The organism is Pseudomonas sp. MN1F (assembly GCF_009391885.1).
GTDB lineage: Bacteria > Pseudomonadota > Gammaproteobacteria > Pseudomonadales > Pseudomonadaceae > Aquipseudomonas.
The window spans coordinates 1-11,489 of sequence record NZ_VZII01000078.1 but is presented as its reverse complement, the minus strand read 5'-3'; the positions used below and the strand labels follow the sequence as shown (position 1 = coordinate 11,489).

Sequence of the window (11,489 nt, the reverse complement as noted above, 5' to 3'; positions counted from 1 at the left end):
CGACAACGGCTTTCAGTGCCTTGGCCACGGCCAGGGAATTCAGCTCGTCAGCGGCTTCGACCAGGATGGCGCGGTCGGCACCCAGTGCCAGGGCAGTACGCAACTGCTCCTGAGCGGTGGTCGGGCCGACGGAGACCACGACGATCTCGGTCGCGACGCCTTTCTCTTTCAGGCGTACGGCTTCTTCCACGGCGATTTCGCAGAAGGGGTTCATGGACATCTTGACGTTAGCAAGGTCGACGCCGGAGTTGTCCGCCTTGACGCGAACCTTGACGTTGTAGTCGACCACTCGTTTGACAGCTACAAGAACCTTCATGGATTCCTCGTTACTCTCCGGTGAATAGATAGTCGCCAGGGGCAGAGCCCTGCGATGCGCGTGGGTACAAGGGCACCTCTAAAAACGTACCGGGAGGAGCAAACTTCATGGTGACCGAGCAGTCTTGACGCGACTGTTGCGGCAAATACCCACGGGTCATTTTCTGTCGTGGCGTGTAAACTCCACTACAAATCGGCTTATATACCGAAAACCCTGCTCCACACCTGGTCTTTAGAGGTGTACCTGCGCCCGGCTGCAAGCCTACGGCGAACGTAAAACCGCTCGTATCTTGACCGTAACACCCAATCCGGTCAATACGGCAAATCGGTCACCTTCCAGCCGCGTTCCTGTGATTTTACTGGGCTCCGGCAAATTCAAACAAACGTTTGTATTGGACCCGCCAAGTGGTGTAGATATAATGCGCCCCAAGACAAAACGGTGTAGTCCGTCCATTGCGTAGCTACAGTTTCGCGCCAGTGAAGCGCCGCTGCACGCAAGCACCCATAAGACAAAGCAACAGCACGAGCCTTGATGAGTAGGAGAGAACCTGTGGAACGCGAATACATGGAATTCGACGTGGTCATCGTCGGCGCAGGCCCTGCGGGCCTGTCCGCCGCCTGCCGATTGAAGCAGAAGGCCGCCGAAGCCGGTAGCGAGATCAGCGTCTGCGTGGTGGAAAAAGGCTCCGAAGTAGGTGCTCATATTCTCTCCGGCGCAGTCTTCGAACCCCGCGCCCTGAACGAGCTGTTCCCCGACTGGAAAGAACTCGGCGCGCCGCTCAACACTGAAGTGAAGCGCGACGATATCTATGTGCTCAAGGACGCCGGCAGCTCGACCAAGGTCCCGGACCTGTTCGTGCCCAAGACCATGCACAACCACGGCAACTACATCATCTCGCTGGGCAACCTGTGCCGCTGGCTGGCCCAGCAGGCCGAGAACCTGGGTGTGGAAATCTACCCGGGCTTCGCCGCCCAGGAAGCGCTGTTCGACGAAAACGGCGTGGTCCGCGGCATCGTCACCGGCGACCTGGGTGTCGACCGTGAAGGCAACCCGAAGGACGGCCTGTATACCCCAGGCATGGAACTGCGTGCCAAGTACACCCTGTTCGCCGAAGGCTGCCGTGGCCATATCGGCAAGCAACTGATCAAGCGCTTCAACCTCGACAGCGAATCCGACGTCCAGCACTACGGTATCGGCCTGAAAGAAATCTGGGAAATCGCCCCGGCCAAGCACGAACAGGGCCTGGTGGTGCACACCGCCGGCTGGCCGCTGGACGTGACCAGCAAGGACAACACCGGCGGTTCGTTCCTCTATCACCTGGAAAACAACCAGGTGGTAGTCGGCCTGATCGTCGACCTCTCCTACGCCAACCCGTACTTGTCGCCGTTCGATGAATTCCAGCGCCTCAAGCACCACCCGGTGATGAGCCAGTACCTCGAAGGCGGCAAGCGCATCAGCTACGGTGCCCGTGCCATCTGCAAAGGCGGCTTCAACTCGCTGCCGAAAATGGTATTCAACGGCGGCGCGCTGATCGGCTGCGACCTCGGCACCCTGAACTTTGCCAAGATCAAGGGCAGCCACACCGCGATGAAGTCCGGCATGCTCGCTGCTGAAGCAGTCGCCGATGCTCTGATCGCCGGCAGCGAAGGCGGTGATCAGCTCAACGGTTACGTCAGCGCCTTCAAGGCCAGCTGGCTGTACGAGGAACTGTTCGCCAGCCGCAACTTCGGCCCGGCCATGCACAAGTTCGGCCCCCTGCTGGGCGCAGCCTTCAACTATGTCGACCAGAACTGGTTCGGCGGCAAGCTGCCATTCACCCTGCACGACACCAAGCCGGACTATGCCTGCCTCAAGCTTGCGTCAGAGTCGAAAAAAATCGACTACCCGAAACCGGACGGCAAGCTCAGCTTCGACAAGCTCAGCTCGGTATTCCTCTCCAGCACCAACCACGAAGAGGAACAACCTTGCCACCTGAAACTGACCGACCCGAACGTGCCGATCGCCAGCAACCTGCCGCTGTACGACGAACCGGCGCAGCGCTACTGCCCGGCGGGCGTGTACGAAGTGGTCAGCCAGGAAGACGGCAGCAAGCGCTTCCAGATCAACGCGCAGAACTGCGTGCACTGCAAGACCTGCGACATCAAGGACCCGGCCCAGAACATCACCTGGGTCACCCCTGAAGGCGCTGGCGGGCCGAACTACCCGAACATGTAAGGCCGCTGCCCTTGCAACAACAAAAAGCCCCCGACTCGTGAGAGCCGGGGGCTTTTGTGCATCAGCTATGGCTACTTGTCAGCACACATGGCCGGCATCGGCTCCGCCGCAAACGCCAACGGCTCACGACGCCCGAAATACAAGGCGGTCAGCAGCCCCACCGTACCCATGACCAGACAGAAGCCGACACACACCCACGGGCTCCATGGCATCAGTGCGATCAGCGCCAGCGGCGTGGTACTGGCCCACAGCGCGTAAGCCACGTTGTACGTGAAGGAAATCCCCGAAACGCGGATCTCGGCCGGGAACAGCCCGACCATCACCGACGGCACCACACCCACTACGCCACAGGCCAGCCCGGCCAGTGCATAGGCCAGCCAGGTCATGCCCCACTGCCCCACCAGGCTGGCGTACAACGCACCGATACCTAGCGGCAGCAGCAGGCTGTAGACCATCAGTGCGCGCCAGGCGCCCAGGCGGTCGACCAGTAACCCGGCCAACACGCAGCCAATATTGAGGAAGACGATCCCCACACTGCTCAGGGCGAAGGTATGCCCCGCCGTCATGCCGAAACGTTGCTGCATCACCGTCGGGGTAATCACCACCAGCACCACTACCGCAGAAGTCAGTACGCAGGTCAGCAGTGCCGCCGGGATCAACGCCGAGCGGTGCTCGCCCAGTACCCGTCGCAGCGGGAATTTCACCGGTTGCTCCTGACGCTCGCGCAAGGCCAGGAACACCGGGGTTTCGCTGAGCCAGCGGCGCAGCCACACCCCGATCACGCCAAATACCCCGCCGAGCAGGAACGGGTAGCGCCAGGCGTAATCAAGAATCTCCTGCGGCGTGTACACATGCGCCAGCACTGTCGCCGTCAGCGCCCCCAGCAGGTAACCAAAGGTCAGCCCCGCCTGCAGGAAGCCCAGGGCATAGCCACGACGCCCGTTTGGCGCATGCTCGGCAACGAAGGTCCACGCACTGGGTACTTCGCCACCTACGGCGGCACCCTGAAGGATGCGCAGTGCCAACAGGATCAGCGGCGCCGCGTAGCCGATATCGGCATAGGTCGGCATCACCCCGATCAGCAGGCACGGCAAGGCCATCATCAGGATGCTCAGGCTGAACACCCGCTTGCGCCCGAGGTGGTCGGCGAAATGGGCCATCAGGATGCCGCCCAGCGGCCGCGCCAGGTAACCGGTGACGAAGATGCCGAAGCTCTGCAGCAGGCGCAGCCATTCAGGCATTTGCGGCGGGAAGAACAGCTGGCTGAGGGTCAGGGCAAAGAACACGAAGATGATGAAATCGTAGATTTCCAGCGCGCCGCCCAGTGCCGCCAGGCCCAGGGTCCGGTGGTCGCCGCGGCTGAACCGGGGCGGGCGAGCGGTATCGATGGCAGTCATGGCAGGAGTCCGCAGTTCGGCAAAGGGCAAGAGGATAGCAAATGCCCGCCGCCCTGCCCCAGCAACGCCACTAACGGCTGAAGACGGTGTGGCCGAAGTTCCTCGGTTTGCGCGCATGCGCCGCGCCACCCGCCAGCCCCGAAGGCAGGGCAATCTTGCCGACCAGCACGGGGCTGTCGATGATCGCCATGAAGGATTGCAGCGCGTCGTTATCCGGCACCTGCGGCAGGCTCACACTGACGGCCTGGCGCTCGGTCTGCGGTACCACAGGCACTTTCAGGTGTTGCGAATGGTAAAGCAGGGCATGCTGGATCTGCGTACTGACCCGGCAGAACCGTGCCAGGTCGACGCCGGCATGGCTGGCCAGCTCGATATTGCCCAATAACAGGTTGAACGGTTGCAAGGCGCACTGCACCAGGCGCTGCAACTCTTCAAAAGACTCGACCGGGGCAATCCGGTAATAACCAAGGCCATTGAGCAGTTTTTCCAGCTGCAGACGCTGGTGCGGGTGCTCGTCGGCAATCAGGATGCGCAGGGTCTTGTTTGTCATTGTCGGACCTGGGCCGTCAGGTGGATGAGGGACAGCTCCCTGACCAAACTGCGCCAGCAACAGGCAACCACCAGGGCTGCACCTGGAGGGGTCAATTTAGATAGTTGTCGGGAAACGGGGAGAAATCAAGTGGCCATCACACAGAATTTTCACCTGCCCTTCACATTCAGGACTCCCACTGCCGCATGCGCACTCGGCAATGTTTCATGGCATTGACGATGTGCTTTTCCACCAGGCTGCGGGAAATACCCAGGCGCTCTGCAATCTGCTGATGTGACAGGCCATCGAGCTTGCGCAACAGAAAGCAGTCCCGGCACACCTTGCTCAGTTCATCCAGGGCCTTTTGCATCATGGCCAGGCGCTGGTCGAGTTGCAGGTCCTGCTGCAGCTCTGCGCTGAGCAAGCGCCCATCGGCATCCAGCGCATCCAGGGATTCGGCCTGGCGCACCTGATGGCGTCGGTGCCGGTCGATCACCAGGTTGAGCGCAGTACGGTAGAGGAATGCTCGCGGATGCTCGATCTGCGCGCTGTCGGTACGTTCCAGCACGCGCAGATAGGCATCGTGGGCAACGTCCTCCGCAGCCTGGCGGTTGCCCAGGCGCGCACTAAGGAAGCTCACCAGTTCGCGATAGTAATGTTCCACAACAGCACCTGAAATCGTCCTGGCAACCCACGTGCGGGACTGAGTGAGACCAGGCTGTGATAGTACAAATTATAACTATTCTCAGCAACACGCCCACTACCCGCTCGTTCAGGCTAAATCCGTCCGGCCAGCCTTCGTTTATCTGGGACTTCGGTGCGCGCCACGATTGGCAGCGCGTGACCACTACCCAGGCTGGAAGTCCGCATGAGCCCGTTAACCTCCCCCCGCCGCCAGTTCATCCTCGCAGCCGTGGGCCTGCTGAGCCTGGGCTGCCTGCTGGCCTGGCAAACCCTGCCCTTCGGCGCGCAACCGCCCGGTACCGTCACGGTTACCCGGGCAGACATCGAAAGCAGTGTGACGGCCCTGGGCACCTTGCAGCCCCGGCGTTACGTGGATGTGGGGGCCCAGGCCTCGGGGCAGATCCGCACCTTGCACGTGGAAGCGGGTGACCCGGTGCGCAAGGGCCAACTGCTGGTCGAGATCGACCCTTCCACCCAGCAGGCACGGCTGGATGCCGGGCGCTTCTCGATCGACAACCTCAAAGCCCAGCTCGCCGAACAGCGTGCGCAGTTCGAGCTGGCCAGCCAGCAACTCAAGCGCCAGCGCAATCTTGCCGCTGCCGGCGCCACCCGCGACGAGGACGTACAGGCCGCAGCAGCCCAGATCAAGGTCACCCAGGCGCGTATCGACATGTTCCAGGCCCAGATCCGCCAGGCCCAGGCCAGCCTGCGCAGCGACGAGGCGCAGCTGGGCTACACGCGTATCTATGCGCCGATGGACGGCACGGTGGTAGCCGTTGACGCCCGCGAAGGCCAGACCCTCAACGCCCAGCAACGCACGCCGCTGATCCTGCGCATCGCCAAGCTGTCACCCATGACCGTGTGGGCCCAGGTGTCCGAAGCCGACATCGGCAAGGTCAAGCCGGGGATGACCGCCTACTTCACCACGCTGGCCGGTGGCAAGCGCCGCTGGAGCAGCACGGTGCGGCAGATCCTGCCGATCCCGCCCAAGCCGCTCGAACACGCCAGCCAGGGCGGAGGCAGCCCGGCCAGCGCTGGCAGTACCGGTAACCAGGTGGTGCAGTACACCGTGCTGCTGGATGTCGACAACCCGGATGGCGCGCTGATGGCCGACATGACCACCCAGGTATTCTTCGTCGCTGGCCAGGCCAGCCAGGTGCTGACCGTGCCACTTGCCGCGCTGGACGAAAGCACCGGCCTGTTCATGGCTCGGGTGCTCGACCCGCACGGCAAGGTGGTGCAGCGCCAGGTGCGCACCGGCCTCAGCGACCGCCTGCGCGTTCAGGTGCTGGACGGGCTCAACGAGGGTGAGCAACTGCTGATGGGCGCCCCCAGCGCCAGCGGAGGCTGAATGACTGCGCCGTTGATCGAGCTGGTCGATATCCGCAAATCCTACGGTGGCCAGGACAGCCCCAAGGTCGAGGTGCTGCGCGGCATCAGCCTGAGCATCCACCCCGGTGAGTTCGTCGCCATCGTCGGGGCGTCCGGGTCAGGCAAATCGACCTTGATGAACATCCTTGGCTGCCTCGACCGCCCGACGTCGGGCAGCTACCACTTCGCCGGCAAGAACGTGGCCGAACTGGCCAACGATGAGCTGGCCTGGCTGCGCCGCGAAGCGTTCGGCTTCGTGTTCCAGGGCTACCACCTGATCCCCTCGGGCTCGGCCCAGGAAAACGTCGAGATGCCGGCCATCTATGCCGGCACGCCCGCCAGCGAGCGGCATGCCCGTGCGGCCGCCCTGCTCGCCCGCCTGGGCCTGGCCAGCCGCAGCGCCAACCGCCCGCACCAGCTCTCGGGTGGCCAGCAGCAACGGGTGTCGATCGCCCGGGCGCTGATGAACGGTGGCCATATCATCCTCGCCGACGAACCCACTGGCGCGCTCGACAGCCACAGTGGCACCGAAGTCATGGCGCTGCTCGACGAACTGGCCAGCCAGGGCCATGTGATCATCCTGATTACCCACGACCACAAGGTGGCGGCGCGCGCACAGCGGGTGATCGAGATCCGCGACGGCCAGATGATCAGCGACACCGCGACCGACCCGGTGCCCAGCCCTCCCCGCCAAGCACTGCAAGCCGACGACCTGCGCCAGCGCCTGGACCGTGGCGCAACCTTGCGCGGGGCCTGGAAGGGCGAGCTGCTCGAAGCCCTGCAAGCCGCCTGGCGGGTGATGTGGGTGAACCGCTTTCGCACCGCCCTGACCCTGCTCGGCATCGTCATCGGGGTCGCCTCGGTGGTGGTCATGCTGGCCGTCGGCGAAGGCAGCAAGCGCCAGGTGATGGCGCAGATGGCCGCCTTCGGCTCGAACATCCTCTACCTCAACGGCAAGCCCGCCACACTGGGCGAACCTGCCGGCACCCTTACCCTTGATGATGTCGCCGCCATCGGCCAGCTGCCGCAGGTCCGGCAGATCATGCCGGTGCTGGGCGAAAAGGTGATGGTGCGCCATGGCAACAACAGCCAACGCTTCTACGTGGGCGGCAACAACAACCAGTTCCCGCTGATCTTCAACTGGCCGGCGGTCGAAGGGGCGTTTTTCACCGATGCCGACGAAGCCAGTGGTGCAGCGGTGGCGGTGATCGGCCAGAAAGTCCGCGAGAAGATGCTCGAACCTGACCGCGACCCGCTTGGCCAGTACCTGCTGATCGGCAATGTGCCCTTCCAGGTCATTGGCATACTCGCTGGCAAAGGCGCGAGCTCCGGCGACCAGGATGCCGACGGGCGCATCGTGGTGCCTTACTCGGCGGCGGCGATCCGCCTGTTCGGCCAGCGCGACCCCGACTACATCACCGTCGCCGCCGTCGACGCGGCGCGCGTCGATGAAACCGAAGCCGCCGTCGACCACCTGCTGCGCCAGCGTCATCAGGGCCGTGACGATTTCGAACTGACCAACTCGGCCGCGCTGATCCAGGCAGAGGCACGCACCCAGAACAGCCTGTCGCTGATGCTCGGGGCAATTGCCGCGATCTCGTTGCTGGTCGGTGGCATCGGGGTGATGAACATCATGCTCATGACCGTGCGCGAGCGCACCCGCGAAATCGGCATACGTATGGCCACTGGCGCACGCCAGCACGACATCCTGCGCCAATTCCTCAGCGAAGCGGTGATGCTGTCGATGGTCGGCGGCATGGCCGGCATCGGCCTGGCCCTGCTGATCGGCGGCGCATTGATGCTGGGCAAGGTGGCCGTGGCCTTCACCCTGCCCGCCATGCTCGGTGCGTTCTCCTGCGCCGTTCTCACCGGCATCGTGTTCGGTTTCATGCCAGCCCGCAAAGCCGCCCGACTCGACCCGGTCAAAGCCCTCACCAGCGAATAGTCCATGACCCTGCCAAGCCACATCAGCCTGTTGTCCCTGTGCCTGGGCCTCGCCGCCTGCAGCCTGCCACCCGCGCCACCCAGCGGCATCGCTGCACCCTCGGCCTGGCAAGGCGCAACCGCCCCGTCCTCTGCCAGCCTGCCTTCGGCGCAGTGGTGGCAGGCGTTTGACAGCGCCGAACTGGGCCGCCTGGTCGAACGCGCCCGCGCCAATGCCCACGACCTTGCAGCCGCCACGGCGCGCGTGCGCCAGGCTCAGGCACGGGCAGTGATCGCCGGAGCACCGCTGCTGCCGGAGCTCAGGTTCGAACTCGACGGCAGCCGCCAGCGCCTGCTGCACGGCGAGGGCTACGACCAGCTCGATGTCAGCAAGTACGAACCGACCAGCACATCGTTCGGCATGCAGCTGGTCGCCAGCTACGAGATCGACTTCTGGGGTGGCCTGCGCGCGGCCCGCTCAAGCGCCCTGCACAGCCTTGACGCCAGCCGCTACGATCGCCAGACGGTCGAGCTTACGCTGGTCAGCAGCGTGGCCAGCAGTTACCTGCAGGGCCTGGCCCTGGAAGAACAACTGCGCATCGCCCGCCTCAACCTGCGTAACGCCCGTGATGTGCTGGGCCTGGTCGAGACACGTCAGCGCGCCGGCTCCGCGACCCGCCTGGAACTGGCCCAGCAGCGCAGCCTGGTGGCCGTCCAGCAGCGGCAAGTGCCGCTGCTCGAGCAGCAGTGGCAGGACAACCGTGTGACCCTGGCCACACTGCTGGGCGACCCGGTCCAGGCTCTGCCCAGTACGGGCGAAGCGCTGGCAAGCGTGAACTGGCCACACATTGGCAGCGGCGTGCCCAGCGAGCTGCTAGCCCGCCGCCCGGACATCGCAGCCGCCGAAGCACGCCTGGCCGCCGCCAACGCCAATGTGCAGGTGGCCAGGGCCGCCCTGCTGCCAAAAGTGACCCTGGGCGCCAACCTCGGCACTGGCGCACGCACCCTGGCCGAGGTCTTCGACAGCTCCTATTACACCCTGACCGCCGGCCTGGTCGCGCCGATCTTCAACAACGGCCGGCTGCGAGCGGCACAGCAGCTGGCCGAAGCCGAGCAGGACGAGCTGCTGGAAAGCTACCGCAGCAGCATCCTGGCCGGTTTCGCCGATGTCGAAAAGGCTCTCAATGCCATCCACGGTGTCGAACAGCAGCGCCAGTGGCAGGACCAGGAGGTCGAGCAGGCGCGCCTGGCCTTCGACCTGGCTCAGCGGCGCTACGCGGCCGGGGCCGAGACCCTGCTGAGCGTGCTCGAAACCCAGCGCACGCTCTATCTCGCCCAGGACCAGCAGGCACAGTTGCGCCTGGCGCGCCTGCAGGGCAGCGTGGCGTTGTACAAGGCGTTAGGGGGTGGCTGGCAGGTAGCGAAAGCGGACAACGGTTAATGCAACATGCCGTGCGCGAACTGGCCAACCTGCCGCTGGAAAGTGCGCTCCATGCCAGGGTGAAGCCTGCGACCGAGCTGGGTGAACGTTAGGGCCGCAAGGCGGCCCTGCCGGATTCAAACGGCCGCGGCCAGCGCCTCGGCAAAGCGCTGCGCCACCTCATCGACCTGCTGGGCGCTGATGATCAGCGGCGGCAGGAAGCGCACCACGGCGCCATGGCGCCCGCCCAGTTCGAGGATCAGGCCACGCTTGAGGCATTCGCGCTGGACCTTGGGTGCCAGCACCCGATTGGCAGGCGGGTGACCCAATGCGTCGGTCTGACCCTGCGGGTCGACCAACTCCACTCCAAGCATCAGGCCACGGCCACGGATATCACCCAGTTGCGGATAGCCCCGCTGCAGCCGTTGCAGATGCTCACGCAAGCGCCGGCCCATGGCCTCGGCATGCTCGGCCAGACGATGCTCGACCAGGTAGTTGATCACCGCCGAACCGGCCGCCATGGCCATCTGATTGCCGCGGAAGGTGCCGGCGTGGGCACCTGGCTTCCAGGTATCCAGCCAGTCGCGGTACACCACCACCGCCAGCGGCAGGCTGCCGCCAATGGCCTTGGACAGCGTGACCACATCCGGCACGATACCGGCATGCTCGAAGGCGAACATCCGCCCGGTACGGGCAAAGCCGCTCTGGATCTCGTCGACAATCAACGCCACGCCGGCCTGTTCGGTGATACGCCGCACGCCTTTGAGCCACTCGAGGTCAGCCGGGATTACCCCACCCTCGCCCTGCACCACTTCAAGGATCACTGCCGCAGGCAACGGCACGCCGCTTTCCGGGTCCAGCAACAGGTTTTCCAGATAATGCAGGTTGGCCTTGACCCCGGCTTCACCCCCCAGGCCGAACGGGCAACGGTAGTCGTAAGGGTACGGCATGAACTGCACGCCATTGCTCAGCAATGCACCCAGCGGCTGCTTGGGGCCGTGGCTGCCCATCAAGCTCAGCGCGCCTTGGCTCATGCCATGGTAGGCGCCTTGGAAGGCCAGCACGGTGCTGCGCCCGGTGGCGCCGCGCACCAGCTTGAGCGCCGCCTCTACCGCGTCGGTGCCGGTCGGCCCGCAGAACTGCACCTTGGCTTCACGGCGCAGGGCTTCGGGCAGGATGCCGAACAGGTCCTGGACGAAGCGGTCCTTGACCGGTGTGGTCAGGTCCAAGGTATGCAGCGGCAGTTCGTCAGCCAGCACGCGCTGGATGGCTTCGATCACCACCGGGTGGTTGTGGCCCAGGGCCAGGGTACCTGCGCCGGCCAGGCAGTCGATGAACTGGCGGCCTTCGACATCCTCGACGTAGATGCCACGGGCGCGCTTGAGCGCCAGCGGGATGCGCCGGGGGTAACTGCGGGCATTGGATTCCTGTTGCTGCTGGCGTTGCAGCAAGGGCGAGTCACTGAACTCGTACAACGGTTGCGGCGCGCTGGCCGGCGGGACCTGGGCAAGGCTGGTAGCGGTGGACATGGGTGAATCCTCGCAAGCAAGCGAATGGGCAGTTATCGCTTGGAAAACGCTTGAGTGCGGGGAGGATTTAGCGGTTGTTGCGGGATTTTGCGTTGCCAGTGCCGGC

Annotated in this window: 8 protein-coding genes and 1 pseudogene; 4 read left to right on the top strand and 5 right to left on the bottom strand. The window is 64.4% G+C overall.

The features are described from left to right. A pseudogene (locus F6X59_RS28195) lies at positions 1-316 on the bottom strand (electron transfer flavoprotein subunit beta/FixA family protein); the annotation flags it as partial. A 531-nt stretch (positions 317-847) separates the two neighbouring features. Here F6X59_RS28195 and F6X59_RS28190 point away from each other — a divergent pair. After that, complete coding sequence (locus F6X59_RS28190; protein ID WP_152959330.1) at positions 848-2,530, top strand: electron transfer flavoprotein-ubiquinone oxidoreductase; 1,683 nt, start codon at positions 848-850, stop codon at positions 2,528-2,530. Positions 2,531-2,601: 71 nt separating this feature from the next. On the opposite strand, the gene F6X59_RS28185 is transcribed toward F6X59_RS28190, so the two are convergent. The 3 genes from F6X59_RS28185 to F6X59_RS28175 form a co-directional block, all read right to left on the bottom strand. Then, entirely contained in the window at positions 2,602-3,927 is a 1,326-nt protein-coding gene (locus F6X59_RS28185; protein ID WP_152959329.1) for an MFS transporter, read from the bottom strand. A 70-nt stretch (positions 3,928-3,997) separates the two neighbouring features. Next, positions 3,998-4,477, bottom strand: coding sequence for a histidine kinase (locus F6X59_RS28180; RefSeq protein WP_152959328.1), 480 nt, complete (start codon positions 4,475-4,477; stop codon positions 3,998-4,000). 166 nt (positions 4,478-4,643) lie between these two features. Next, complete coding sequence (locus tag F6X59_RS28175) at positions 4,644-5,120, bottom strand: sigma-70 family RNA polymerase sigma factor (RefSeq protein ID WP_372240567.1); 477 nt, start codon at positions 5,118-5,120, stop codon at positions 4,644-4,646. 204 nt (positions 5,121-5,324) lie between these two features. On the opposite strand from F6X59_RS28175, the gene F6X59_RS28170 reads away from it, so the two are divergent. Genes F6X59_RS28170 through F6X59_RS28160 form a run of 3 tightly spaced genes read left to right on the top strand, consistent with a single transcriptional unit; the run spans position 5,325 to position 9,875 of the window. Then, entirely contained in the window at positions 5,325-6,491 is a 1,167-nt protein-coding gene (locus F6X59_RS28170) for an efflux RND transporter periplasmic adaptor subunit (RefSeq protein ID WP_152959327.1), read from the top strand. After that, positions 6,492-8,456, top strand: a complete 1,965-nt coding sequence (locus F6X59_RS28165) for a MacB family efflux pump subunit (protein ID WP_152959326.1) — start codon at positions 6,492-6,494, stop codon at positions 8,454-8,456. Positions 8,457-8,459: 3 nt separating this feature from the next. Beyond that, on the top strand, positions 8,460-9,875 hold the full coding sequence (locus F6X59_RS28160) for an efflux transporter outer membrane subunit (RefSeq protein ID WP_152959325.1): 1,416 nt from the start codon (positions 8,460-8,462) through the stop codon (positions 9,873-9,875). A gap of 116 nt (positions 9,876-9,991) precedes the next feature. Here F6X59_RS28160 and F6X59_RS28155 read toward each other — a convergent pair whose 3' ends face one another. Next, a complete protein-coding gene (locus F6X59_RS28155; protein ID WP_152959324.1) occupies positions 9,992-11,383 on the bottom strand; it encodes an aspartate aminotransferase family protein in 1,392 nt (463 codons plus the stop codon). Positions 11,384-11,489: the final 106 nt, after the last annotated feature.